This window comes from Zongyangia acetica, assembly GCF_038739695.1.
GTDB lineage: Bacteria > Bacillota > Clostridia > Oscillospirales > Ruminococcaceae > Zongyangia > Zongyangia gallinarum.
On the sequence record NZ_JBBEWN010000002.1, the window covers coordinates 104,328 to 130,280 of the forward strand.

Here is a 25,953-nt window from a genome sequence, read left to right on the forward strand (position 1 = left end):
TTACAGTTCAGGTGGATTTCCTTCTTAATCGGCAAAATATGTACCGCATATTGTTCCCATCTTTCCGTATTTGGCGACTGTTTCATTGTGTTTTGATGCTTGCAATGCTATAATTGCATCATGAATAAATTAAAAAGGAGGAAGTTATGTTTTTCTATAAATATGTACTGGCGATTGATATCGGCGGTTCAAAAATGCTCGCCTCCATTGTTGACAGCGACGGTAATCCCGCCATTGTTTTCCGCAAAGAATTCTCTTCGGCGGTCAGTGTCTCCTCGTTAACGGAAGATATTCTCACTACAGCTAAAAAAGCGATGGATGCTACCAAGCGAAAGGCGGAAGCCATCGGTGTTACCATCCCAGGTGTAGCTGACACTATCCGGGGACTTTGGCATTATGCGCCCTTCTCCGGCGTTAGCAACTTTCCTATTGGCCATATTTTAGAGGAGGCTTTTCATCTGCCAGTGTTTATTGACAACGATGTCAATGCTTGCGCATTGGGCGAACGGATGTACGGTTGCTGTAAGGATACAGACGACTTCGCCTGGATTACCATTAGCAATGGGGTTGGAGGAGCTATTTTTTCCAGCGGCCAGTTAATTCGTGGTTTTTCCAACGGTGCCGGTGAGATTGGCCATATTGTAGTAGAACCAGACGGAAATTTATGCCCCTGTTCACATCGCGGCTGCCTGGAAGCACACGCTTCTGGAAGAGCAATTGCCGCTGCTTACGAGAAGATGACAGGTATGCAGAGTACAGCTAAAAAAATCGCGCAGCTTGCCCGCATTGGTGATCAGGCTGCTCGTCAGGTTTATAACCAAACCGGTTTTTATCTTGGTAAAGCTGCTTCCTATATTGCTAACATTGTGAATCCAGAAAAAATTGTTTTTGGTGGTGGTGTATCCATGGATTTTGACCTTTTAGAGGGCAGTATCCGAGATGCTTTGGACCAAATGGCATTTACTACAACCAATCAAAGTTTAAAATTATGTAAAACTGCTCTAGATTATAATGCTGCACTGATTGGTGCCGCAACTGTAGCACAGACGAAAGGTGGTAAATATATTGCGTAGTACACAGGATTATATCAATACCCTTAAAGACGAGCTCGATCGTCTCCAAACTGATGAAATTGATTCTGTTATCCGGCTGCTCAAAAAAACAAAAGGAAGCAGTACTCAGATCTTTCTTGCTGGCAATGGTGGAAGTGCCGCTACCGTTAATCATTTCATGTGTGATTTTTCTAAAAATGCTGTTCCAGGAGATATTGGGCGTTTTCGAGTTATATCTCTTGCCAATTCTGTTAGCTCCATTACCGCTCTTGGCAATGATTTCACCTATAGTGACGTTTTTGTCGAGCAACTAAAAAATCTTATGAATGACGGAGATATCCTTATTGCGGTATCCGCTAGCGGTAACTCTCCCAATATTATCAAAGCCTGTGAGTATGTCAAGTCTAGAAAGGGCGTTGTGGTTGGCTTGACTGGATTTGATGGAGGACGGCTCCATCGCCTGGCTGATCTTCCCGTGCACTGTGACTGTGACTGCATTGAGCAGGTGGAGGATATGCACCTAATGGTGCTACACATTCTTGTGTGCGCCTTTAAATTTGGATTCTAAGCATGTTTGTTTATAAAACAAAAAAGCAGGGATGGATTTCATCCATCCCTGCTTTTGGCATTACGCAAAAATAAAGAGACGCACAACTGCTTGTGCGTCCCTTTCATGTGGGGTATGTATTAGATTAGAACTTCTGTCTGCTCTTTCTGATGATGTCGAGATAAACAGCTGCCAGGATGATAACACCTTTAACAATATACTGCCAGAAGGAGTTAACGTTCAGCAGGTTAAGGCCGTTGGACATAAACTGGATAACCAGGATACCGACCATTACGCCGCCGAGTTTACCAACACCGCCCAGGAAGGAGACGCCGCCCAGAACGGAAGCCGCGATGGCGTCCATCTCAGCGCCTTGTCCTGCAACAGGCTGGCCAGAGTACATACGAGCCGCCAGAACGATACCAGCGATGGAGGAGAAGATACCGGACAGGGTGTAAACGATGATCTTAACCTTCTTAATGCTGATACCAGAGAATCTTGCAGCCTCTTCGTTACCACCAACGGCATACAGGTGACGGCCAAATTTAGACTGGCCCAAAACAATAACCATGATGATGAAGAGAACCAGGGAGATAACAACAGGGATGGGAATAAACCCAAGGTAACCAGTACCAATGACGTTGAACTCGTCAACCAGGCAACGGATGGGCTGGCCGTTTGCATAAACGTAAGCGACACCACGTCCGATGAACTGGGTGGCCAGGGTTACAACGAAGGGAGGCATGCCAGTGTAAGCGATAATGAAGCCGTTGACAACGCCGAACAAGGCACCGATCAAGAAGCCCAGCAGCATGGCCAGCCAGATGTTCATGCCATTGTTGGAAATGAAGCCGGCGGTCAGGGTACCGGATACGGCAACAACGGAACCAACGGACAGGTCAATGCCGTTGATGATAATCGCCATGGTCAAACCGAGAGCCAGGTTCCAGGTTGTTGTTGCCTGACGGAGAACGTTAGAAAAGTTATCCCAAGTAAGGAACACCGGGGAAAGGATGGTCATAACAACGACCAGAATCAGGAAAGCGAGCAGGACTGCGACATTTTCTTTAAAATAGGTGACAACGCCGCGTCCAAATCTTACAAAAATGTTATCATTTTTTACTGCTTGAGCCGCCATTTTATCTTCCTCCTGCTGCATGATACATTATTTTCTCTTGCGTGAAGTCTTTTCTGTCGACTTCGCCGGTAATTTCGCCTTCATACATGACATAAATCCGGTCAGCCATACCGATAAGCTCAGGCATTTCGGAGGAAATCATGATGATAGATACACCCTGCTCCGCAAGGCTATTCATAATCTGGTAAATTTCAGCTTTTGCACCGACGTCAATACCTCTAGTCGGCTCGTCAAGGATTAAAATCTTAGGATGTGCGGCCAGCCATTTACCGATCAGAACCTTCTGCTGATTACCACCGGACAGGTTACCAATTAGCTGACGGGTAGAGGGGGTCTTAATCGCCATTGCTTCAACGTAGGTGTTGATAATCTCATTCTCTTTTTTCCGGTTGACATTGATGCCTTTAATGAAGTCTTCCAGAACAGAGATGGTCATATTAAAGCCAACCTCATTTTTCAGGACCAAGCCTTCTCTCTTCCGGTTCTCAGGAACAAGAACAAGGCCCTCCTTTTTCGCATCCTGAACGCCGTGGAACTCAACCTTTTTGCCATCAATGAAGACTTCACCGCCGTCGCGTTTATCAAGGCCGATGATGTCTTTCATCAGTTCAGAACGACCGGCACCAACCAATCCCGCAAAACCAAGGATTTCTCCTTTGCGCAGCTGGAAACTGGCTTCTTTTACCAATCCACCCTTGACGTTCTTTACTTCCAAAATCACATCGCCCAACTCGTGGAAGGTTCTGTGATAGTAATCGCCCAGCGTACGGCCAACCATCAATGCGATGAGCTCATCCTGGTTTGTTTCAGCGATGACCTTGGTAGCGACATATTGACCATCACGCATGACAGTTACGCGGTCACAAATTCGGAACAGCTCCTCAAGCTTATGAGAGATATAAATAATTCCGATACCCTGCGACTTTAACTGCTCAATGATCTCAAACAGACGCTCAACCTCTTTATCCGTCAGGGAAGAAGTCGGTTCGTCCATGACCACGATCTTTGCGTCGATAGCAATTGCCTTCGCAATCTCAACCATCTGCTGCTGGGCAATACTCAGTGCGATGACCTTACGATTTGCCTTCATATTCATATGGAAGCTATCGATTAATACCTGGGATTCTCTAATCATCCGCTGATGATCCACAGTGCCCAACTTTGTACGAGGCTCCTTGCCGAGGAAAATATTCTCAGCAATTGTCATATAAGGCACCGTCATAATTTCCTGGTGGATAATACTCACGCCAGCCGCGTCAGCGTCCGGAACCGAGTTAATCTTAACCTCTTTGCCATCAATAATGATTTGACCTTGGTCGGGATGATAAATACCGCCGAGAACCTTAATCAGGGTAGATTTACCTGCACCATTCTCACCGAGCAATGCATGTACTTCGCCTGCTTTTAGTTCGAAGTCAACACTATTCAAGGCATAGACTCCAGGAAATTGCTTATGAATGTTCTTCATTTCTAATACAGTTTTTCCCACAGATTCTCACCTTCTTCTGCTAAGATAAGCACTGAAAATATTCTGAAGCAGCTTCAAGCATACATTCAGTACCTCTCGAAAAACAGCAAGAGGAGACAGCCTCTTCCTGCCTTTCCAGTCCTCTGTCAATGACAGAAACTTTCCATCAGCCTCTCGGTAAAATAAACAAAAGGCTATGAAAAAACCACTTATTTATAGATCGTTTGACCTAACACTAGTTTCATGAACATAGGCAAAAGACATCTTTTTTAAGGCTTTTCCCATGTCTGTTAGATTGCTAGAGCCCTTAGCAATCATTCGAAAACTAGTAAAGTTTAACAAATCTATAAATTTAATGTGATGTTATTATTATAGCTGTCGAACCTCAGCTTTTCAATATACCATCCGTCGAAATTCATCATAATTTTTTATGGGTTATTCACAAACACTTCATTATTTATTTTTTTATTTTCATTATTTTCTCCGCCTGTATACCACTTTACGCTTTGATTGCCAAATCCCGGGTTTCCCACGAACTTCTCCTGATTTCTCTGAAGATACCCCATATATATGAGTGCTTGTACCCAAATATTACTAAGGACGCCACCAAAAAGGATTTTTATTTTTTTGTTTCACTTTTATTTTTTAAACGTATTCCTTCTTAAGTTGTATATACCTCATAAAAAGCAAAAGATACAACTTTTTTGTTAGGAAACGATCTACAGCTGGCTCCTATATTCCGCCAGAATATAATGCCGCTCCCGCATCCATATAAAAAACACCCCTACCACAAGGTAGGGGTGTTTTCATTACCAATTATTTTTGGTGCTGAGCAATCTTGTATGATTACTGCCAGCTATCAACGCCGTACTCGTCAACGTTGTCAGGAGTGATAGCAAAGGTCTCAACATACTGTTTGTGCTCGCCAACATCCTCGCCGGCCAGGATCTTATAACCCAGCTCAACGGAACCTTCAGCTAAGCCCTTCGGGGACTGAGCGCCGGAACCATGCATGGTGCCTTCCTTCATGGCCTGTTTGCCTTCGGGAGCGCCGTCAACGCCGTAAACATGGACTTCGCCAGCTTTACCCTGAGCTTCCAGAGCAGCTACAACACCCATTGCGGACGGGTCATTGATTGCGAAGAAAGCGTCTACATCGGGGTTAGCCTGGAGGATGTTCTCAGCGGGAGCCAGAGCGGACTGGGTCTCACCTCTACCATCCTGGGTAGCAACGATAACATAACCAGCATCTTCGCCGCCGGCCTCTTCAATTGCATTGCGGAAGCCCTGCTCACGGTCTCTGGTAGCCTGTCCGGTGGGGCTGTTGATGATAGCGATCTGAGCGCCATCGGGGAAGTCCTCAACCAGTCTCTGGCCCATAACATAACCAGCGTTTACGTTATCGGAAACCAGGATAACGTCAACCAGATCTTCGTCAGTTACATCGGTGTCGAAGTTAACGACATGAACGCCAGCCTCTTTGCAAGCATCCAGTGCCGGACGGATACCTTCGGAATCGAAGGGGCAAAGGAGAACGACGTCACAACCCTGGGTGCAGAGGTCTTCAACGCCAGCAACCTGTCTTGCGTTATCCTGCTGCGGGTCGATGGTGACCAGCTCGTCGCCTTCATGCAGGCTGTCTTTCATAACGCCTTCAATGTAAACGAAGAAGGGGTTATTCATGGTCGGGGGTGCATAACCAAATTTGTAGGGGCCTTCGTTTGCCGCGTCATCGCCGGAAGTAGCATCATTACCAGGAGCAGCAGAACTGCTCTGATCGTCAGCAGTAGAGCTGCTGCCGTCGCTGGATGCGCAACCTGCAAATACGGCAACTACCATAAGTACTGCCAATACAAGTGCCAATAACTTTTTCATAATTTTCCTCCTTCAGTGCCAGAATGTCCTGGACTTTTTCTTCCTCATATCTGAGGTTGTCTATTATTATAATATCAAAGTTGTACTTTTTCTACGTGCAACTTACACAAAAAACGCCTATTAAATAGTTAACTTATCTGAATTTCTTTCTTTTTTTCGTTAATCCGCTTTTTTTCTATCCTTTTCTTTATTTTTATTTAATGAAAAGGTCCAATATTTTATGTTTCCGGCTTTGGCACCAATATGACATGACATTTTCTTTCGATAAAAAAGCAATTTGACACAGTTATCCCAATGGATTCAGCTATCATTCCCTATGTTTTCCTTTGTTCACAAATTAGTCAAAATTTATAACAATAATACAAGTGCCATTTTGCTTTGTGAAAAATATCTACTTTCCTTCCGGAAAAAACGTGACTTCGTTTAGCAAAAAAACATAAAGAAGTTTTCCTTGTTTCTTCTGGATATTCTTGATGCTTAGAGTATTCTTCCATTCTTTAACAAAAAAGGCCCTGCATACGCAGGGCCTTTTGATTCATTATGTTGGCATCAAAACAGAAGCGATGCTTCCTTATTACTGCCAAGTATCGGTGCCGTACTCGTCAACGTTGTCCGGGCTGATCAGGAATACGTCAACAGCGATATCATGCTCGACCTCTTCGCCAGCAAGAATCTTATAGGCAACCTCTACAGACTGCTCAGCAATGGATTTCGGAGACTGAGCACCGGTACCATGCATTTTGCCTTCTTTGATGGCCTGTTTACCTTCAGGAGAACCGTCAACGCCATAGATGTAAACTTCGCCGATCTTGCCAGCAGCTTCACAAGCAGCTACGCAACCCATAGCGGAGGGGTCATTACCAGCGAACATTACATCGACGTCGGGGTTAGCCTGCAGGCAGTTCTCAGCCAGACCCAGGGTAATCTGAGTATCGCCTTTACCATCCTGCTGGAAAACAACTTCATACTCAATGCCGGAATCGTTCAGAGCATCAGTAAAGCCCTGTACACGGTCCAGAGTGGATTTTGCTGTCGGGGAATCGAAGATAGCGATGGTGCAGCCATCAGGGAAGTCCTGAGCAACTCTCTCGCCAACGACCTGGCCAGCTTTGTAGTTGTTGGAAACCAGGATGGACTTTACCATGTCGGTGTCATAAACGTCAGCGTCGAAGTTAACGATGGGAACGCCAGCTTCCTGGCAAGCATCCAGAGCAGGACGAACGCCCTTGGTGTCAACCGGGTTCAGAAGCAGAACATCGATGCCCTGAGTAACCATGTCCTCAACACCAGCGATCTGTTTTGCCTGATCCATCTGGGGGTCAGCAGTTACATACTCGTCGCCGTTGCCTTCAACGATTGCTTTAGCAGTATCGCTGATGTAAACGAAGAAGGGGTTGTTCATGGTCATTGCACTATAACCAAATTTGTAGGGGCCGTCGCTTGCAGCAGAGCTGGAACCGTCATCAGCAGTAGAGCTGCTGGAACCGTTGTCAGCAGTAGAGCTGCTGCCGTCGCTGGATGCGCAGCCTGCAAATACGGTAACTACCATAAGTACAGCCAGCACAAGAGCCAAAAGTTTTTTCATGGGTTTTCCTCCTCTTTCTCCGGCCGAAGCCAGATTTTGTACTCTTTCCTCACTTTTTTGAGGTTGTATTTATTATACCTACTAAGTTGTATATTTTTCTAGAAGCAACTTTCCATTTATCACCGCATTTTTTTAGTTATGTTGACAATATTTTAATTCGATTTCTTAATTTTGCTGATAAATATCAGCTTTTTATATTTATGACTAAATTGTTAATAGGTAGTTATTCCCTTCACTTTTTCCTACTTTCTATTTTTTGTCGCCTCTGTGTAACTTTTACGTCTTCAAACCGCATATTTTTTTAACTTTTGGCACAAGTATATTTTAAATTAACAATTTAGTCACAAATAGCTTTCCTGGACTCGTATGTAAAAATAATACATTTTTACTTACTTTCTTTCTCCTTGTACATGGTAAATACGTACAATAAACGGCTTATTTTTTGTCTATTTTCCCGTTTGCTCGTTACCCACCACAATAGTAACTTTTGACCTTTTTCTCGTGAATTATAGTATGTTATAGTGATGTTGCTATGAAAAGTCTCAACAAACTGCCAAATCATTTGTTTTTCTTTGTATAATGGCTTCATTTTTATTTTTTATTGTTTTTTTAGTTAATGATAGTTTTCTTTTCTGTTTTTCTTTTTTATCGGAATTTTATATAAATTCATTTTCTCCCTTTTTACCGGCCAGTTATTTATTCTATAAAAAATAGGGACAGTATACACTGTCCCTATTTTTACTTCGCTTCCTCTGGAGCTTCTGTCGTAGCCATAGCAGCGCTGCCCTCTGGCAGTTCATCCGCGCTGGGGTTTTGAATGGACGCGATATAATACTGGTTCTTTTCCCTTTTGAGAATATATTTCATATATTTGTCCGGCTGGGCCTCATAAGTGTTGCCCTGTAGATCCACCATCCAGTCATTGCTGGTCGGCACATATCCTACAATGACCTCGTATCCATCAGCTGTCCGTTCCATAGTAATAACCTGAGCCTTATAGCTTGCCATCATAGCCGTCACTGGGATTTTGTAGACTTGCTCCTCTTCTTCATAAATATAGCTGATATCAAAGTCGCCAAAGCTCTGATGCTGTAGCTTCAAACTGCTTCCAAACAGCTCCGCGCCGCTGACATCTACATCGCTTACCTTGAGCACCCGCATACCGTAATCGTCAAATGTCTGTTTCTCCTCGGGCTCATTAATGATTGTATACCAAATAGCCGATTGAAGAATGACCAAAGGATCGGCATCCTCCACATTGTCAAAAGGTACTGGGTTAAACATGACCACCGGCTGCAAATACCGCTCCAGCTTTTCCTTCTGGCCTGTATTATCAAGAATATTCCCTGTCAGCCGTATGCTAGAAACAACTACAGCAATGACGCCGACCAGGGCCAAACATAAAAGGATCGCCCCAGCCACCGCATACTTGCTTTTCCGTTTGTGTTTCCCCACTTTTTTCCCTCGGCCGGGCTTAATTAGTTTCTGATCTTCTCCCAAATCCTCATCGGGAACCAAAGGCATATTGTTATCCAAATCCATATCACCTATCCCTTCTGCCACTTTCTGTGGACCTCTCAAGCAAATATCATCTCACCTGGCCATCGCCATAGATGATATATTTGGTCGTTGTCAGCTCCCGCAATCCCATAGGGCCTCTGGCATGAAGCTTTTGGGTGGAAATGCCGATTTCGGCACCAAAACCGAATTCTCCACCATCAGTAAACCGGGTGGAGGCATTGACATAAACCGCCGCGCTGTCGATGGAAGCGGCAAAGCGCTGGGCATTTTCCAGATCACGGGTGACAATACACTCACTGTGGCCGGAAGAATATGTCCGGATGTGCTCAATTGCCTGATCTAGGTTATCCACTACCCGCACCGCCAGGATATAGTCCAAAAACTCCTTGGCATAGTCTTCTTCTGTCACCGGTTTGACGCTAGGGCCTAAAATGGATGCTGTTCTCGGGCAGCCCCGCAGCTCCACATACTTGGTATCTAACAGGGCCTTTGCCACCGGTAAAAACTCCTGGGCGATATCCTGATGGACAAGCAGTGTCTCCGCAGCGTTGCACACAGAGGGTCGGGAGGTCTTTGCGTTAAAGATGATATTAGCCCCCATCTGGACATCAGCACTCTTGTCAATGTAAATGTGGCAGTTGCCTACGCCGGTTTCTATAACCGGTACTGTGGCCTGCTCCACCACTGCCCGGATCAAACCTGCACCTCCCCGAGGAATGAGCACGTCGATATAACCATTGAGTTTCATCATCTCTGTGGCGCTTTCCCTGGAGGTATCTTCAATCAGGATAACGCTGTCCGCCGGAAGGCCCGTATTTTCAATGGCGTCCCGCATCACCTCTGCCAGTGCCTGATTGGAATGAATGGCCTCTTTACCGCCCCGGAGGATGGCAGCATTTCCGGATTTCAGGCATAGAGCCGCCGCATCCACCGTCACGTTGGGCCTGGCTTCAAAGATAATGCCCACCACGCCCATAGGGACGCGGGTTTTCCGGATGCTGAGCCCATTGGGGCGGACAAATCCTGTGTCAATGGTCCCCACAGGATCCTCCAGATCCACGATTTTCTCCACTGCGGCGGCAATATCCTCGATCCGCGCGTCGCTCAGGGTGAGACGATCGATCATAGCGGCGCTGGTCCCATTTTCCTTTGCCGCCTGGATGTCCAGCGCATTTTCTTCCATAATCCTGTCCTTGGATTTCCGCAGAGCGGCTGCAATGGACAAAAGCGCTCGGTTCTTTTCCATCGTGCCCGCACACATGAGCACCTGGGATGCTTTTTTGGCCCGTTGGCCGATCTCTATCATCTGTGCCACATCCATCAACCTTTCCGTATAAAGTGGGTACCCACCTGCTGTCCTTCAAATAAGCGATAAAGAATATAAGGATCTTTCCCGTTGACAATGGCCATATCAATGCCGTGCTCCATAGCAAACTGGGCGGCATTCAGCTTGGTAATCATCCCGCCTGTCCCTCTGCGAGTTCCAGCTCCTGAAGCCTTGGCCATCAGATCGTCGTCCACCTGAGCAACCTGGCGGATGAGTTTTGCATTTTCACAGGTTCTAGGATCAGCGTCATATAAACCGTCCACATCCGTCATTACCACCAACACATCCGCCTGGGCAATGGTTGCTACAATGGCGGAGAGGGTATCATTGTCGCCAAATTCGATTTCCTCTACAGATACCGTGTCATTTTCATTGACAATGGGGATGGCTCCATAATCCATCAGCCGCTCAAATGTATTGACAACATGCTGTTTGCGCACCGGGTCGTCAATGGAGTCCCGGGTAATCAGCACCTGGGAAATGGTGTGGTTGTACTCAGCGAACAATTTGTCATACAGGTACATTAGCTCACACTGCCCCACCGAGGCCGCCGCCTGTTTAGAAGGGGTGTCCTGAGGTCGTTCTTTCAGGCCCAATTTCCCCACGCCAACACCAATGGCACCGGAAGAAACCAGGATGACATCCTTGCCCGAGTTTTTCAAATCCGAAAGGGTCTTCACCAGTTTTTCCAGATGGCGGATGTTGATGAGCCCCGTATCATAGGTCAGGGTAGAAGTTCCCACCTTGACTACAACCCGTTTTGCTTGTTCAAAACAGTTCACCATTTCATCTCCTCAACTGTCAAGTATACTATTATATATAAATAAGTAGAAGGGCAATTATTCTCTGTGATCAAACAGGATCAGAAGTTTAGGACAAAGCGTCATTTTCCTTTTTGGTTGACGAATTAGTCTCTCCGCAAGGGGCCCCGCTTATTTTTTCTGGCCTTCTCTGCCAGGCCAAGGGCCACCCCGCCTATGGCCAGCAGGGAGAAAAATATAACAGCGATGTCCTGTTCTCTGGTCAGCTTAATCGTTCCGTCACTGTTGGTCTCGATGGCGGAGGTTGTTGTAGTCTGGGGCGCCGTAGTGGATACGGGAGCAGTTTCCTCCTCATATCGAACTGGAGCTGCTAAAGCGGTCTGCGCACCGCTCAAAACCAGTATTATACATAACATGATTCCAATCAATCTCTTTTTCATGATCTTTCCCCTTTTTTGCACTTCGTGTAGACATCATTATAGCACAAATACCCGCTCACGAAAAGAAAATTTATAAGAAAGGCCCCGAAACTTCCTGGTTCCGGGGCCTTTTTCAGCAGTCGCTGCTTATTATTCTTTCTCTTTATTTTTCTTGGCCTGAATTTCCATCAAGGCGTCCTTCCGGGACAGGTTAATTCTGCCCTGGGAATCAATTTCCGTCACCTTGACGATAATCTCATCCCCCACGGTGACCACATCTTCTACCTTCTCTACCCGCTTGAGATCCAGCTTGGAGATATGGACCAAGCCCTCTTTGCCAGGAGCGATCTCCACAAAGGCACCGAAATTCATCAGCCGGGTTACCCTTCCTTTATAGAGGGCGCCCACCTCCGGATCGTTGGCAATGGTTTCAATGACCTGGACGGCACGGCGGGCATCGTCAATATCCACACCGGAGACAAAGACCTTGCCGTCGTCCTCAATGTCAATCTTGACATTACACTCCGCGCAGATTCTCTGAATCACCTTGCCGCCGGAGCCAATAACCTCACGGATCTTTTCTGGATCAATGGTGAGGGTAAGCATCTTCGGCGCGTATTTGGACAGCTCTGCCCGAGGCTCAGGAATGCACTTGAGCATTACTTCGTTGAGGATATACATTCTGGCCTTCCGAGTTTTCTCAAAGGCTTCTTTTATAATAGGAAGCGTCAGGCCGTCTACCTTGATATCCACCTGGATGGCAGTAATACCCTTCTCGGTACCGCCTACCTTAAAGTCCATGTCGCCGTAGAAATCCTCTAAGCCCTGGATGTCCACCATGGTCATCCAGTCGTCGCCGTCGGTAATCAAACCACAGGAGATACCTGCCACCGGCGCCTTGATGGGCACACCGGCATCCATCAGAGCCAGGGTAGAGCCGCAGATGGAGCCCTGGGAGGTAGAACCGTTGGAGGAGAGAACCTCAGACACCAGACGATAAGCATAGGGGAATTCCTCCACCGAGGGAATCACCGGCTCCAACGCACGCTCTGCCAGGGCGCCGTGGCCGATTTCGCGGCGGCCAGGACCGCGGCTGGGCCGGGTCTCACCTACCGAGTAGGAGGGGAAGTTATACTGATGCATATATCTCTTGGAATCCTCGCCGTCGATACCGTCGAGGATCTGGGCATCGCTGACCGGGCCCAGGGTGACAATGGTGAGCACCTGGGTCTGTCCACGGGTGAACATACCGGAGCCGTGGACTCTGGGGATGAGCCCGACTTCGGCATCCAGCGGGCGGATTTCATCCAGGCCTCTGCCGTCCACACGTTTGCCCTGTTTGAGCCATGCCCGGACAATCTGCTTCTGCAACTGGTACATACACTCATCCACCGTGTCGACCAGCTCTGGATATTCCTCATCAAACTTGGCGTGAATATCTTCAACAATGGGAGCCAATCTGGCATCCCGCTCGTTTTTATCATCGGTATCCAGCGCCTCTTTGACACGCTCTTCCGCAAATTCTTTGATCTTTTCAAAGAAGTCGTGGTCTACTTCCATAGACTCAAAGGTAAACTTCTCTTTTCCGATCTCCGCCTGGACACCGGCGATAAAGTCTACCATCTTCTTAATTTCCTCATGGCCTTGGGCGATGGCATCCAGCATGACATCTTCAGGCACCTGGTTAGCGCCTGCCTCGATCATGACGATCTTATCTTTGGAGCCAGCCACAGTTACCGCCATATCGGAAACCTTTCTCTGCTCCTCATCGGGGCAGATAACCACCTTGCCGTCCACCAGGCCCAGGGCGACGCCGGAAATGGGGCCGTTCCAGGGGATATCGGAAATGGACAGGGCGAAGGAGGTGCCGATCATACCGGCGATCTCCGGAGAGCAGTCCGGGTCAACGGACAACACCGTCATGACAACGGAAACATCGTTTCTCATATATTTGGGGAAGAGGGGGCGAATGGGGCGATCCACCAAACGGGAAGCCAAAATGGCTTTCTGAGACGGACGGCCCTCCCTCTTCAGGAAGGAACCGGGGATTTTACCCACAGCATAAAGCTTTTCCTCAAAGTCCACCGACAGGGGGAAGAAATCAATTCCCTCTCTGGGCTTTTTGGACGCTGTGACGTTCACCAGCACTGTGGTCTCGCCATAGCGCACCAGGACGGACGCGTTGGAAAGGCAGCACATCTTACCGGTTTCAAAGGAAATCTTCTTTCCGGCCAGCTCGGTTTCAAACACGCGGAAATTTTCGAACATGACATGACCTCCATTTTCTGCGAGGCAATCCACCCTGGTTTAGCAATTCATCCGTTACGCAAACCTCCGCTTGCGTCCCCGATGCACTGCTAAAACCATGCGCTTAAAAAGCAGGCAACTGCCTCGGATATTCTATTTTCTGCCCCCGGCATCACCGGAATGCAAAAGGTAAATATGCATTTGAAGGCAGGTGCAATAAACACCTGCCTTCATAGCAAAATTACTTACGGATACCCAGTTTTGCAATGATTGCACGATAACGGTTGATATCTTTTTTGATCAGGTAGTTGAGAAGATTTCTTCTCTTACCAACCATTTTCAGAAGGCCTCTCCGGGAATGATGGTCTTTTTTGTTGACCTTCAGATGCTCGGTGAGCTCGTTGATTCTCTTGGTCAGAATAGCGATCTGTACCTCAGGAGAACCGGTGTCACCCTCATGGGTGGCGTTGTCTGCGATGATCTGGGCTTTGACTGCTTTGTCCAGCATAGAAATGCACCTCTTTTTAAAATATTTACCGGTACCATAGAAAAGGGCAGGCACTTCCCCTCAGGGGCTTACTCCCTATTCCATGCATACGGTAGGGCTGTGAGTATAGATGGACTTTCTCCTATCCCACTAACTAGTATAGGATACCATAGAGATGATTTTTTGTCTATATTTTTTGTAAATTTCTTTCCTCTATTCTCCGGTTTTTCAGGTAGGCGCCGGAAATGCGCCGGGCGGCCTCACTGTCCTGGCTGATCTGCTCCTTCAATTGTTCGATGGAGTCGAATTTTCTCTCCGGCCGCAGGAAGGAAAGCAGTGCCACCTCCACACTTTTTCCATATAAGTCCCCATCAAAGTCCAGGATATAGGTCTCCGCCAGGGGATCTTTGACCTCTACCGTGGGCTTGATCCCCACATTGGTGACGCCGGGGCGCCATGCCCCATCCACATAAGCGATGGAGGCGTAAACTCCGAACCGCGGAATAATATGCCCCTTCTCAAAGGGCTGGTTGATGGTGGGAAAATCCAGCTTCCTTCCCAACCGGCGGCCGTGGATCACCTTGGTATCCACCGTAAAGAGACTTTCCAGCAGCCGGTTGGCTTCTTCCATCTCCCCGTCTAAAATCAGTCCCCGGATCCGGGTAGAGCTGACCGGACATCCTCCATCGTCAATATGATCTACCACGCAGACCTCTACCCCGTACTCTCCGCACAGCTGACGAAGGGTGCCGACATCTCCGGCTGCCCCCTTGCCAAAGCGGAAATCATAGCCACAGGCCACATACTTGGCCTGCAGTCCCTTTACCAGGATTTTCTCTACGTATTCTCTGGGGGTGAGATCTCGGAATTGGTCAAAAGCAGGACAAAGCTCTATTTCAATGCCCAATTGTGCAAAAATTTCGCTTTTGCGGCGGCCTGACATGATCGCCAAATATCCTTTTTTAGAGGCAGGCTTTTCCCCATGGACCGTAAAGGTAAAGACGCAGGGGGTGAGGCCAGCGGATTTTTGTTCTACCACTTTCTGGATCACCGCCCGATGGCCCTTATGGACCCCGTCAAACAGGCCCAGAGCCACCGCTGTTGGCGTCTTTATCTGATATTGTAATGTATAGGAAGTAACCAAATTATTGCCTCCCCCAAAATAGCTTTCTGATCCGCAGCTTTCCTTCCTCCTCATCCCGATAGGCAAGTCCGCCAAAGGTGCCGTCCTCCCCGGTAACCCGCAGGTTGCCCTTGGCCTCAGGGCAGGAAATCCTTTCTAAATCCAGTTTGACACCGTTGACAAACTGGCCAAATTGGCGGTTTCCCAACCGCACCTCCGGAAGCTCTTTGAAGGCAGATTCCACCGGCAAAAGCGCCTCTTCCAGTTTCCCCGTGTCAGCCAGTGCCTGGATCCCTTCCAAAGTCAGGCACTGGTCGATGGAGATGCCGCAGGCCATGGTTCGCTCCAGGGAAACCATAGCCGCCCCGCATCCCAGCTTCTCGCCGATATCGTGGCAAAGAGTGCGCACATAGGTGCCTTTGGAACAGTGGACGTCAAAATCCACCTCATCGCCCTCCATGGAGAGGACAGAAATACCATACACGGTAATAGGCCGTGGAGGGCGTTCTACCGTAATGCCCTCCCGGGCCAGATCGCACAGCTTCCGGCCGCCGATCTTAATGGCGGAATACATGGGCGGAATCTGCATTCCTTCCCCCCGAAAGCCTTCCACTGCCTGCAGAATCTCTGCCTGCGTCGGCCGGGCATCCCTTTGGGTAAGGATGTTCCCCGTCATGTCCTGGGTGTCGGTGGTAACCCCCAGCCGCAGCCGGGCCCGGTATTTTTTATCCTGATCCGGCATCAGGTCACAGGCTTTGGTGGCTGTGCCGATAAGCACCGGCAACACCCCTGTGGCCATGGGATCCAGGGTGCCGCTGTGGCCAATACGCCGGGTCTTGGTCATCCCCCGCAGCTTCGCCACCACATCAAAGGAGGTGAAGCCCTGAGGTTTGTTCACACAGAGGATTCCGTCCATTGACTATCTGCCCTCCATCACTGGGGCTAGAGCCAGCAGGACCATCTCTTTGGCATGGGCCAAATCCTCCGCAATAAAGCAGCCGGCAGCACGGGCATGGCCGCCGCCCCCTAATTTGCCGCATAGATGGGATGCATCAATTTCCTCCGATGTGCGGACGGAAATTTTGTAGCCGCCCTCCTTTTCCCGGAAGGTGACCCCAACCTGTACCCCTTCAATCTGGCGGGGAATGGCGGAAATACCGTCCAGTTCGCTGTCACTGATCCCCGTCTGCCGAATCGCATCCAGGGATACGACGATGAAAGCGCACCGGTTGTTAAAGTGATACTCCATAGAGGAAAGGGCCATCTGCTCCATCCGGATGCGGCTCAGGCTCTTGGTGTCAAACATGATCCGGTTGATCATCCCCGCCATGGCCCCTTTATCATAAAGGTCCGCCGCGATCCGATGGCTGCGGGCAGTCACGTTGGTATAGCGGAAACAGCCGGTATCGGTGGAAATCCCGGTATAGATGGCCGATGCCATCACTGGGTCCCATGCTATCCCCATTGCTTCGATGACCTCATAGATCACCTCAGCGGTGGCGGCGCTTTGGTCTTCCAAAAGGACACGCTCCGCATAAAATATGTTGGAGGGGTGGTGATCGATGCACAAATCCACCCGGCCTTTATAGGGAAGAAGTTTTTCCCCAAAGAGCTGGGTATCGGCAATATCCACCGCCACAATCATACCGGGGGCAAACTCTTCTTCCAGGTAGTCCTTGGTCATGTAGCCGTACCGCTCCGAGATCGGGTCAGAACACAAAACCTTTGCCCGCTTTCCCAGTTTTTTCAGCGCGTAGTAAAGCCCGAAGGCGGAACCCAAGGTATCCCCGTCAGGATGCTGATGGCAGAGAATGTAAAAATCCTCCCCCTGCCTGAGCATCGACGCTACATCTTCCACCGAAATTCTCTTTTGATCCTTTGTCTTTGTCATGGCTGTCCTTCCCTCCGGCAATTACTCATGATCCAGCTCCCGCAGCAGGCTGGAGATGTGGGCGCTGTGCTCTATGGAGTCATCCGGGATAAACTTAAATTCCGGGGAGCAGCGCAGCTTCAGCCGGAGATTGATCTCCCGGCGGATAAAGCCTGCTGCGCTCTTGAGGCCTTTGACGGCCTCCTTGGCCCCTTCTATCCCATCCATAGAGCTGACGTAAACCTTCACCTGGGACATATCCTTGCTCATTTCAGTACGGACAATGGTAATCAGTCCGCTGATGCGGGGATCCTTGAGGGAGCGCATAATATCGGTCAGCTCTCTCTTGACATCCTCACTGATTCTGTCCACTTTGTATCCTGCCATCTCTTTCACTTCCTTACTGGCCCATAGAGAGCCGATGAGAAATTACCAGCAGGCAAACTGCCTGCTGGTAACCAGTTCCTTGTTATTCTCTGTATTCTTCCACGACATATGCTTCAAATATGTCGCCTTCTTTGATGTCGTTGAATTTCTCCAGGCTCATACCGCACTCGTAGCCGGAAGCAACCTCTTTGACGTCGTCTTTAAACCGCTTGAGGCTGTCGAGCTTGTCGTCGGCGATGATGATGCCATCCCGGACGATACGGATGTTGGCGCTGCGGGTAATCTTGCCCTCCAACACATAACATCCGGCCACGGCGCCAACATTGGAGATCTTGTACACCTGGCGCACCTCTGCACGGCCCAGATCCACATCCTTGTATTTGGGGGCCAGCATGCCTTTCATGGCGGATTTAATCTCCTCAATGGCATCGTAGATAATACGGTAGAGACGGATTTCCACCCCATCCCGTTCCGCTGCGTCCTTGGCTACCGGGTCAGGACGGACGTTGAAGCCTACGATAATGGCGTTGGATGCATCGGCCAGCATAACATCAGATTCGCTGACCGCGCCCACAGCGCCGTGGATCACCTTGACCCGCACCTCGTCATTGGAAAGCTTCTCCAAAGATTGGCGGACTGCTTCCACCGAGCCCTGGACGTCGGCTTTGATGATGATGGGCAACTCCTTGACCTCGCCCTGCTCGATCTGGGAGAAGAGATTGTCAAGGGTGACCTTCTGATAGGTGCTAAACTGTTCTTCCTTCAGCTCATGCTTACGCTGTTCCACCAGTTCCTTGGCCAGTTTTTCGTCCTCAACGCAGTTGAAGATGTCTCCGGCAGACGGCACCTCAGAAAGGCCGGTAATCTCCACCGGAACAGAGGGGCCGGCCTCGGTCACCTTGCGATGGCGGTCATCCAGCATCACCCGGACATGGCCCAGGGCTGTGCCCGCGATGATGACATCGCCGGTGTGAAGGGTGCCGTTTTGCACCAATACCGTGGCTACAGGACCGCGGCCCTTATCCAGCTTTGCCTCAATCACAGTGCCCTTGGCAAGGCGGTCGGGATTGGCCTTCAGCTCTTTCATATCGGCAACCAGCTGGACCATTTCCAGCAGGGTATCGATGTTTTCGTGGGTTTTAGCAGAAACCGGGACACAGATGACGTCGCCGCCCCACTCCTCTGGCACCAGCTCGTACTCTGTCAGCTCCTGTTTCACCTTTTCGGGATTGGCTTCCGGTTTATCCATCTTGTTAATGGCCACAATGATGGAAACTCCCGCCGCTTTGGCATGGTTGATGGCCTCCACCGTCTGGGGCATGATGCCGTCATCAGCGGCTACCACCAGGATGGCAATATCGGTAACCTGGGCGCCGCGGGCACGCATAGAGGTAAACGCCTCATGGCCGGGGGTATCCAGGAAGGTAATGTATTTATCGTTAATCTTCACCCGATAAGCACCGATGTGCTGGGTGATACCGCCGGCCTCGGTGGCGGTGACATCAGAATGACGGATAGCGTCGAGAAGGCTGGTCTTTCCGTGGTCAACATGGCCCATAACCACCACAACCGGGCTTCTCTCCTGGAGGGAATCGGTGTCGTCCTCGCTGTCGTCGATCAGACGTTCCTCAATGGTGATGACTACCTCTTTTTCTACCTTGGCCCCGAAATCCATGGCCACTAGGGCAGCGGTGTCGTAATCAATGGTTTCGGTGACAGTGGCCATGACCCCAAGGCCCATCAGTTTTTTGATGACCTGGGCCGCCGGCACCATCAGCTTGGAAGCAAGCTCTCCCACCACAATGGCTTCGGGAAGAACCAGATGCATCTGAGGCCGTTTCGCCCGTTCAGCCTCGATGCGGCGGAGCTTCTCTGCCTCCGTCTCCTTTTTGCGTCCGTATTTTCCACGCTGGGCGCTGCGCTGGTTGATCTTCTGCTTTTTCTGCACATTATCCCGTGTGATGGCGGAAGCAGGAGCAATCTGCTCATAGTGCTCGTTGTATTTGTCCAGGTCTACCTGGGCTGCCCGCATATCTACATAGCGGACATTCTTATCCTTATCAATGGTAGAGACATTGGAGTTGGTTCCCGCAGTGGTCGGAGCCTGGCGCTGGGGCAGCTGCTTATTCTGCGCCGGGCGCTTGGTTCCCTGCTCCCCTTTCTGGAAGGGGCGGCCATTGCCTTGATGGGCCGGACGTCCGCCCTGTCGGCCATCCTGAGAAGGCCGGCCACCCTGGTAATTGGGCCGGCCGCCCTGCTGACCGCCTTGGAAGGAGCCACGGTTGTTCTGCCGGTCACCCTGATAGGCTGGGCGTCCACCTTGCTGATTTCCTTGATAAGGCGGACGGCTTCCCTGCTGGCCACCTTGGAAGGAACCGCGGTTGTTCTGCTGGCCGCCCTGATAAGCTGGACGTCCACCCTGCTGATTCCCCTGATAGGGGGCGCGAGGCCGTTCCTGCGCATCGGAGCGGGGAGAAGCTGGCTGCTGGGCACGGGGTGCCGGAGCCGGCTTTGCCTCCTGGGGCTTCTGAGGAGCCGGCTGAGCCGGGGCGGCAGTCTTCTCCTCCGCCTTGACCTCCGCTGGTTCTGATTTTGCCGGGGCGGGAGCCGGCGCCTTTACTGCCGGTTTTGCCGGGGCCTTCGGCGCTTCCTTTTTAAGGCCGGATGCGAAATAGGCATTAAAGTCCTTCACCTGATTTTTCTGTGTAAAATACTCAAAAACAAGATTTAGCTCCTGTTCTGTCAACGCTGTCATATGTTTTTTAGGGGTATCGAAATGTTCACCGAGCAGATCGATGACATCCTTGCTGGGGACATTCAGGTCTTTTGCGACCTCGTGGACTCTGTACTTTATGATCACTGGGCGTTACCTCCTTGTCATTGCGGCCACCGTTTTACATCTTCTATCTCTCTCCTGGCAAAGGCCAGCATCCTAGCCATCCAACGGCTTTAACATCTGCCGGATACGGTCCGCCATTCCCTGGTCCAACACCGCCAACACGCCGGAACGCTTGGAAACGGAAAACCAGATTTCATCCATCGTCGCCGGAATCGTTCTTCGCTCAACGCCTGCCCGGCTACAGATCAAGTTGATTTCCTTCTCTGTCTTCGGGGACAGATCGGATGTACATAGGACAAGCCCTGTCCGCTGTTTCAGGACCGCTTCTTTCACTACATCAAACCCGAGAGCTAACCTGCCCGCTCTTTTGGTCAGCGAGAGGAAGGATAGCAGTTGTTCATTCACTTGCCTGCAGTTCCTCCTCCATCTTTTGGTACACTTCATCGGGAATGGCGCAGGAGAAGGCTCTTTCAAAGCCCTTTTGCTTCCGGGCTTTCTGGAAGCACTCCAGGTTTCTGCAAACATAGGCGCCCCGTCCCGATTTCTTTCCGGTGAGGTCGAGGAAGATTTCGCCTGCATTGGTTTTGACCACCCGGACCAATTCCTTTTTGGGCTTCATCTCCCTGCACCCGGTACACATACGCATGGGTACTTTTCTGGCCTGCATAACATCCTCCATCCTTTGACATCCATCAAAAGCTTTCGTTTTTCTTTGCTCTCTATCACATCGCCGGAAAACCGGCGGAATTCTCCTTTATTCCTCCTCTACCGGAGCCGTGGGTTCTGGCGCCGGGGCGCTTTCGCTGCGGATATCGATTTTCCATCCGGTGAGCCGGGCAGCCAAACGGGCATTCTGCCCCTTGTTGCCGATAGCCAGGGAAAGCTGGTTGTCAGGAACCACCACATGGCAGATCTTCTGCTCCTCGTCCTCTATTTCCACGCTGATGACATCAGCAGGAGAAAGGGCGGCGGCAATAAACTCTGTGGGGTCTTCGCTGTATTTGATGACGTCGATCTTCTCGCCGCCCAGTTCGTCGACAATCTTGGCCACCCGCACGCCTCTCTGTCCGATACAGGCGCCTACGGCGTCCACATTGGGATCTTTGGTGTGAACGGCAATTTTGGTCCGGGAGCCAGCCTCTCTGGAAATGGCCTTGACCTCCACCACGCCGTCGTAAATCTCGGGGACCTCCATCTCAAAGAGCCGTTTGACCAGCCCTGGATGGCTCCTGGAAATCATGACCCGGGGGCCTCTGTCGGAATCGGCCACTTCCACCACGTAAACCTTGATCCGGTCTCCTTCGTGAAGTTCCTCTCCCGGCACCTGCTCGGATTTGGGCAGGACCGCCTCATTTCTGCCGATTTCCAGGGTAGCGGTCCCTCTGCGCTGATCGATGCGCTGGACAATGGCGGTGACAATCTCCTGCTCCTTGTTCTGGAACTCCTGGAGCATCTGTCCCCGCTCCGCCTCTCGGATGCCCTGACGGATGACGTGCTTGGCGGTCTGGGCAGCGATACGGCCAAACTGCTTGGTCTCCAGGGGAATATTGACTACCGATCCCACCTGAGCCTTTTTATCATACTGGATTGCATTCTCCAAAAGGATTTCATTGGCGTCGTCTTCCACCTGGTCCACTACGTTTTTGACGATGGCCACATCAAAGACACCTTTGTCGGGATTGATGTCAACCAGCACATTTTCTACCCCTGCGTGGTCTCTCTTGACGGCGATAACGATGGCATTGCTGATCTTTTCCAGCAAATAATCCGCCGGTATGCCCTTTTCCCTCTCCAAAAGCGACAGGGCCTCAAAAAACTCGGTGTTCATTCTCCGCTTCCTCCCATATCAAAATCGTCATAAAGTCGTATAAATGCCGTATCCGCCTTTTTGACGGAAAAAACAGTCTCGTTCTCTAACCGCATGGTCACAGTCCCATCCTCATAGGACATCAGTTCTCCTGTGAAATCCCGCTGGCCATCCACCGGACGGATCAGTCTAACATTAATTTTATGTCCCAGGAACTGCTTAAAATGCCAATCCTTGACAAGATCCCGCTCCACGCCGGGAGAGGAAACCTCCAGATAATAACTTTGGGAGATAGGATCCGCATCATCAAGGAGCTTGTCGATTCCCCTGCTGACCCGCTCGCAGTCGTCAATGTCAACTCCGCCCTCTTTGTCAATAAAGATGCGCAGGTACCAATAGGCCCCCTCTTTTTCAAAGCGGACATCCCACAAAGTCAGTCCCATATCCCGGATTACCGGCTCTACAATACCGGTGACAATCTGGACGGTCCCGCCGCCCGAACTTCCCTTCGCCAAAAAAATCACTCCAACATAAAGCAAAGAGTGGGAAAACCCACTCTTCACCTTCACTCTATTCTTACTTTAAATAGAATACACTGAAAAACGCCTACTGTCAAGGTTTTTTCACCCTTGGAATCCCCATTTCCGCCGTTTTTTACCCCGTTTTTACCGAAACAGAACTGTTTTTTCCTATTCCTCCATCTGTTTGCCCAAAAATGCAGCCGCCGCCTGGATGAGTTTGATCTCGCTGTCCCCTACGGCCGCTGCCGGTTCGCTGGCCAAAAACATGACGGTGCCCGATACATCCCCTCCAGAGAGGATGGGGATGGCGACGCTGGCATAGCGCTCCACCCCTTCTACCGGCTGCAGCCGCTTCTGTTCCTTAGAGGTATAGATATACCCCCGTCTTTGTTCCATAATATCCTCCAGGGAGGCGGAGACACGGCGCTCGATCATCTCCTTCTTGGGGATACCGGAGACGGCAACCACGTGATCCCGATCGCTGACGATGACAGGGTGGCCGCCAATTTTATAGAGCACGTCCGCGTACTGCCCCGCAAAGGAGGCCAGCTCCCCGATGGGCGAATACTTCTTAAAGATGACCTCTCCGTCGTTGTCTGTATAAATTTCAAGGGGATCCCCTTCCCTGATCCGCATGGTCCTGCGGATTTCCTTGGGGATGACCACCCGGCCTAAATCGTCGATCCTTCTCACAATACCTGTTGCCTTCAATTTATTTTACCTCCTGAAGATTTATTTTTATGATTCTGTGGTTAGTATCCTCCATTTGGAATCTTCTATGCATCCTCAAAAAGAAATTTCCACATCGGATTACGATTTAAAAATCAGGAGAAATTCTTTCCATTGCTATCTACCTTATTATATAGTAAAATCGATAGGCGGCAGTTGTCCGCAACTGCTCCCAGGGATTTTATCGCAAAACCCATCCCTGGATTGGTTGACCCAGATCCATTCCTTTATTTTTACCTCTTTTTCCATACTTTAAAAATCTTTGTGAAAAAATCGACAAAAATAATGGCGTTTTCCCCACTTTTTTCTTTTTCTACGTAGATGTAGTTTTTTTCGAAACCACTTTTCATCCGGCAGAATCTATGTTATAGTATGAATATACGAAATTCGATGCTTTTTGTTCCCTTTCATAGCTTTCGCTTGATTTCCCATGAAGTGGTTTTTCAGCTCATGCGGAAGATTTTTTTGCTTTTTATCGATATTTATTTATCGATAAAAAGCGTGCTGATTTCCAATTGGCGAACAAGGGCATCTGGAATTCGCGGAAGGAAAGGAGTGTGTCCATGGCTTCCAGCAGCATTTCCCGGCTGACGCTGCAGAGGCTTCCCACCTATCTGTCATACCTAAAAGGTCTTCCCGAAAGCAGTCCGCCCAACATTTCCGCGGCGGCAATTGCGGCAGGGCTAGGCCTAGGAGAAGTTCAAGTCCGGAAAGATCTCGCTTCGGTCAGCGACGCCGGAAAGCCACGAATCGGTTACCTGGTTTCTGATCTAATCCGGGATCTTGAGCAGTTTCTAGGGTATGGCACCTGTAACCGCACCGTCCTGGTGGGGGTGGGAAATTTAGGGCTCGCCCTTCTCTCTTACTCCGGCTTCGCGGAATACGGTCTTCATATTGTCGCAGCCTTTGATGTTAACAAAGCACTGATTGGCAATACGGTGGACCAAAAGCCGATTCTGCCGGTGGAAGATCTTCCTGCTTTTTGCCGGGAGTCTGGTATCCAAATTGGTGTGCTGACCGTGCCGGCTGCGGCCGCCCAATCCTGCTGTAATGCCCTGGTGGCTGGCGGGGTGCGGGCGATATGGAATTTTGCCCCTGTCCATTTGCAGGCCCCTCCCGGCGTACTGGTCCAGCGGGAAAACATGGCTTCCTCCCTGGCGCTGCTCTCCTACCACTTAAAAACACAGAGCGGTTATCCGGGAGAAACAAGAAGAAACGGCCGTCAGTCTGAAAAGGAAATAGGAGGAAAAAGAAATGGGTAAAAAAGTAACTATTATCGGCGCTGGTAGCGTCGGCTCGACCATCGCCTACACCATGGCAGTAAATGGCATTGCCACTGAGGTGGTCATGATCGATATCAACGAGTCGAAATCTATGGGTGAGGCTCTGGATATCCGGCAGGGCGTTCCCTTCTGCCCCCCAATTTCGATTTATGCCGGCAGCTATCCTGACGCAGTAGACTCCGATATTGTCATCCTGACATCCGGTATCGCCAGAAAGCCCGGTCAATCCCGCCTGGAACTGGCCCAGGTCAACGTTGACATTACCAAATCCATTGTGGCCGAAATCGTAAAGTATGCCCCCAATGCGGTGTATATCATCGTCAGCAACCCGGTTGATATTCTTACCTATGTATTTACCAAAGTCTCCGGTCTGCCTGAAAAACAGATCATTGGTTCCGGCACTATTCTAGATACTGCCCGTCTCCGTGCCCGTTTGGCCGAGTATTTTTCCATCAATCAGCAGAATGTTCATGCCTATGTTTTCGGTGAGCACGGCGATTCTTCCTTTGTCCCCTGGTCCGTAGGCAGTGTCTCCAATATTCCAATTGATAAGTACAGCGAATGTCTCACAGAGAAAGACGTCGTTATTCCCAAGCTGGTACATAGCGAAGTTGAAAATTACATCCGTAAGTCCGGAGCTAAGATCATCGAGCGCAAAGGCGCTACCTTCTATGCTGTGGCAGTTTCCGTATGTCATATCTGCAAATGCATCTTCAGCGGCGCTGACACCACCATGACCGTATCCAGCATGATGCATGGCGAGTACGGTATTGATGATGTATGTCTAAGCACCCTGAGCATTGTCGGAGCAGGCGGACTGGCCGGAAAATTGATGATCCCCCTGACCGATGAGGAAACCGCGCTACTTCACAAGAGCGCCGACAACCTGAAGGCTGTCCTGAAAAATATCAACATCTAAACTTTCAGAAAGACCGGCAAACGGGCGGCCACCTGCCGCCCGCTGGCC

At 49.9% G+C, this 25,953-nt stretch carries 24 protein-coding genes; 4 read left to right on the forward strand and 20 right to left on the reverse strand.

All coding sequences use genetic code 11. From position 1 onward, the window contains the following. Nucleotides 1-146: 146 nt before the first annotated feature. Both WGC32_RS02280 and WGC32_RS02285 read left to right on the forward strand, forming a co-directional pair. The gene (locus WGC32_RS02280; RefSeq protein WP_342680541.1) at nt 147-1,073 is read left to right on the forward strand and encodes an ROK family protein; all 927 of its coding nucleotides are present in this window, start codon (nt 147-149) and stop codon (nt 1,071-1,073) included. Next, nucleotides 1,066-1,620: an SIS domain-containing protein gene (locus tag WGC32_RS02285; RefSeq protein WP_191481877.1), complete on the forward strand. Its 555-nt coding sequence runs from the start codon at nt 1,066-1,068 to the stop codon at nt 1,618-1,620. Before WGC32_RS02280 ends, WGC32_RS02285 begins: the two co-directional genes overlap by 8 nt. Before the next feature lie 124 nt (nt 1,621-1,744). On the opposite strand, the gene WGC32_RS02290 is transcribed toward WGC32_RS02285, so the two are convergent. From WGC32_RS02290 to WGC32_RS02385, 20 genes are all read right to left on the reverse strand, one after another. Further along, on the reverse strand, nt 1,745-2,737 hold the full coding sequence (locus WGC32_RS02290; protein WP_191481878.1) for an ABC transporter permease subunit: 993 nt from the start codon (nt 2,735-2,737) through the stop codon (nt 1,745-1,747). A gap of 1 nt (nt 2,738) precedes the next feature. Next, nucleotides 2,739-4,226, reverse strand: a complete 1,488-nt coding sequence (locus tag WGC32_RS02295; RefSeq protein WP_342680542.1) for a sugar ABC transporter ATP-binding protein — start codon at nt 4,224-4,226, stop codon at nt 2,739-2,741. Nucleotides 4,227-5,051: 825 nt separating this feature from the next. Then, on the reverse strand, nt 5,052-6,080 hold the full coding sequence (locus WGC32_RS02300; RefSeq protein ID WP_342680543.1) for a sugar ABC transporter substrate-binding protein: 1,029 nt from the start codon (nt 6,078-6,080) through the stop codon (nt 5,052-5,054). 574 nt (nt 6,081-6,654) lie between these two features. Further along, on the reverse strand, nt 6,655-7,665 hold the full coding sequence (locus WGC32_RS02305; protein ID WP_342680544.1) for a sugar ABC transporter substrate-binding protein: 1,011 nt from the start codon (nt 7,663-7,665) through the stop codon (nt 6,655-6,657). A 738-nt stretch (nt 7,666-8,403) separates the two neighbouring features. Further along, on the reverse strand, nt 8,404-9,207 hold the full coding sequence (locus WGC32_RS02310) for a hypothetical protein (protein WP_342680545.1): 804 nt from the start codon (nt 9,205-9,207) through the stop codon (nt 8,404-8,406). A 46-nt stretch (nt 9,208-9,253) separates the two neighbouring features. Then, nucleotides 9,254-10,492 (reverse strand): glutamate-5-semialdehyde dehydrogenase, encoded by a 1,239-nt coding sequence (locus WGC32_RS02315; protein ID WP_462933611.1) that lies wholly within the window; start codon nt 10,490-10,492, stop codon nt 9,254-9,256. 14 nt (nt 10,493-10,506) lie between these two features. After that, complete coding sequence (gene proB / locus WGC32_RS02320) at nt 10,507-11,295, reverse strand: glutamate 5-kinase (RefSeq protein WP_342680547.1); 789 nt, start codon at nt 11,293-11,295, stop codon at nt 10,507-10,509. Nucleotides 11,296-11,420: 125 nt separating this feature from the next. Further along, nucleotides 11,421-11,714 (reverse strand): hypothetical protein, encoded by a 294-nt coding sequence (locus WGC32_RS02325; RefSeq protein WP_342680548.1) that lies wholly within the window; start codon nt 11,712-11,714, stop codon nt 11,421-11,423. A 129-nt stretch (nt 11,715-11,843) separates the two neighbouring features. Continuing rightward, nucleotides 11,844-13,961 (reverse strand): polyribonucleotide nucleotidyltransferase, encoded by a 2,118-nt coding sequence (locus tag WGC32_RS02330; protein ID WP_342680549.1) that lies wholly within the window; start codon nt 13,959-13,961, stop codon nt 11,844-11,846. Nucleotides 13,962-14,181: 220 nt separating this feature from the next. Further along, entirely contained in the window at nt 14,182-14,445 is a 264-nt protein-coding gene (gene rpsO, locus WGC32_RS02335; protein ID WP_191481934.1) for a 30S ribosomal protein S15, read from the reverse strand. A gap of 169 nt (nt 14,446-14,614) precedes the next feature. Beyond that, entirely contained in the window at nt 14,615-15,571 is a 957-nt protein-coding gene (locus tag WGC32_RS02340) for a bifunctional riboflavin kinase/FAD synthetase (RefSeq protein ID WP_342680550.1), read from the reverse strand. Nucleotide 15,572: 1 nt separating this feature from the next. Continuing rightward, a complete protein-coding gene (gene truB / locus WGC32_RS02345) occupies nt 15,573-16,466 on the reverse strand; it encodes a tRNA pseudouridine(55) synthase TruB (RefSeq protein ID WP_342680551.1) in 894 nt (297 codons plus the stop codon). A gap of 3 nt (nt 16,467-16,469) precedes the next feature. Beyond that, entirely contained in the window at nt 16,470-17,441 is a 972-nt protein-coding gene (locus WGC32_RS02350; protein ID WP_342680552.1) for a DHH family phosphoesterase, read from the reverse strand. Nucleotides 17,442-17,462: 21 nt separating this feature from the next. Beyond that, complete coding sequence (rbfA, locus tag WGC32_RS02355) at nt 17,463-17,807, reverse strand: 30S ribosome-binding factor RbfA (protein WP_191481888.1); 345 nt, start codon at nt 17,805-17,807, stop codon at nt 17,463-17,465. Nucleotides 17,808-17,889: 82 nt separating this feature from the next. Continuing rightward, nucleotides 17,890-20,667 carry a translation initiation factor IF-2 gene (infB, locus tag WGC32_RS02360; protein WP_342680553.1) on the reverse strand — a complete coding sequence of 926 codons (2,778 nt, stop codon included), beginning with the start codon at nt 20,665-20,667 and terminating at the stop codon, nt 17,890-17,892. Nucleotides 20,668-20,739: 72 nt separating this feature from the next. Beyond that, a complete protein-coding gene (locus WGC32_RS02365) occupies nt 20,740-21,051 on the reverse strand; it encodes a 50S ribosomal protein L7 (RefSeq protein ID WP_191481890.1) in 312 nt (103 codons plus the stop codon). After that, on the reverse strand, nt 21,044-21,313 hold the full coding sequence (rnpM, locus tag WGC32_RS02370; protein WP_191481891.1) for an RNase P modulator RnpM: 270 nt from the start codon (nt 21,311-21,313) through the stop codon (nt 21,044-21,046). Before rnpM ends, WGC32_RS02365 begins: the two co-directional genes overlap by 8 nt. A gap of 87 nt (nt 21,314-21,400) precedes the next feature. Then, the gene (gene nusA, locus WGC32_RS02375) at nt 21,401-22,474 is read right to left on the reverse strand and encodes a transcription termination factor NusA (RefSeq protein ID WP_191510535.1); all 1,074 of its coding nucleotides are present in this window, start codon (nt 22,472-22,474) and stop codon (nt 21,401-21,403) included. Next, complete coding sequence (locus tag WGC32_RS02380; protein WP_191481893.1) at nt 22,471-22,968, reverse strand: ribosome maturation factor RimP; 498 nt, start codon at nt 22,966-22,968, stop codon at nt 22,471-22,473. The genes nusA and WGC32_RS02380 overlap by 4 nt, the downstream gene beginning before the upstream one ends. Before the next feature lie 174 nt (nt 22,969-23,142). Continuing rightward, nucleotides 23,143-23,685, reverse strand: coding sequence for a stage V sporulation T C-terminal domain-containing protein (locus WGC32_RS02385; protein WP_191481894.1), 543 nt, complete (start codon nt 23,683-23,685; stop codon nt 23,143-23,145). Between the two features lie 581 nt (nt 23,686-24,266). Between WGC32_RS02385 and WGC32_RS02390 the strand changes: the two genes are divergently transcribed. Then, on the forward strand, nt 24,267-24,965 hold the full coding sequence (locus tag WGC32_RS02390) for a redox-sensing transcriptional repressor Rex (RefSeq protein WP_191481895.1): 699 nt from the start codon (nt 24,267-24,269) through the stop codon (nt 24,963-24,965). After that, entirely contained in the window at nt 24,958-25,905 is a 948-nt protein-coding gene (locus tag WGC32_RS02395) for an L-lactate dehydrogenase (protein ID WP_191481896.1), read from the forward strand. The genes WGC32_RS02390 and WGC32_RS02395 overlap by 8 nt, the downstream gene beginning before the upstream one ends. Nucleotides 25,906-25,953 lie beyond the last annotated feature (48 nt).

Excerpts from the sequence above, each read along its gene's own strand:
- WGC32_RS02280 (WP_342680541.1), top strand. The coding sequence starts at position 147 with ATGTTTTTCTATAAATATGTACTGGCGATTGATATCGGCGGTTCAAAA.
- WGC32_RS02290 (WP_191481878.1), bottom strand. The coding sequence starts at position 2,737 with ATGGCGGCTCAAGCAGTAAAAAATGATAACATTTTTGTAAGATTTGGA.
- WGC32_RS02300 (WP_342680543.1), bottom strand. The coding sequence starts at position 6,080 with ATGAAAAAGTTATTGGCACTTGTATTGGCAGTACTTATGGTAGTTGCC.
- WGC32_RS02305 (WP_342680544.1), bottom strand. The coding sequence starts at position 7,665 with ATGAAAAAACTTTTGGCTCTTGTGCTGGCTGTACTTATGGTAGTTACC.
- WGC32_RS02310 (WP_342680545.1), bottom strand. The coding sequence starts at position 9,207 with ATGGATTTGGATAACAATATGCCTTTGGTTCCCGATGAGGATTTGGGA.
- WGC32_RS02315 (WP_462933611.1), bottom strand. The coding sequence starts at position 10,492 with ATGATAGAGATCGGCCAACGGGCCAAAAAAGCATCCCAGGTGCTCATG.
- WGC32_RS02325 (WP_342680548.1), bottom strand. The coding sequence starts at position 11,714 with ATGAAAAAGAGATTGATTGGAATCATGTTATGTATAATACTGGTTTTG.
- WGC32_RS02330 (WP_342680549.1), bottom strand. The coding sequence starts at position 13,961 with ATGTTCGAAAATTTCCGCGTGTTTGAAACCGAGCTGGCCGGAAAGAAG.
- truB (WP_342680551.1), bottom strand. The coding sequence starts at position 16,466 with ATGGACGGAATCCTCTGTGTGAACAAACCTCAGGGCTTCACCTCCTTT.
- WGC32_RS02350 (WP_342680552.1), bottom strand. The coding sequence starts at position 17,441 with ATGACAAAGACAAAGGATCAAAAGAGAATTTCGGTGGAAGATGTAGCG.
- rbfA (WP_191481888.1), bottom strand. The coding sequence starts at position 17,807 with ATGGCAGGATACAAAGTGGACAGAATCAGTGAGGATGTCAAGAGAGAG.
- rnpM (WP_191481891.1), bottom strand. The coding sequence starts at position 21,313 with ATGCAGGCCAGAAAAGTACCCATGCGTATGTGTACCGGGTGCAGGGAG.
- nusA (WP_191510535.1), bottom strand. The coding sequence starts at position 22,474 with ATGAACACCGAGTTTTTTGAGGCCCTGTCGCTTTTGGAGAGGGAAAAG.
- WGC32_RS02390 (WP_191481895.1), top strand. The coding sequence starts at position 24,267 with ATGGCTTCCAGCAGCATTTCCCGGCTGACGCTGCAGAGGCTTCCCACC.
- WGC32_RS02395 (WP_191481896.1), top strand. The coding sequence starts at position 24,958 with ATGGGTAAAAAAGTAACTATTATCGGCGCTGGTAGCGTCGGCTCGACC.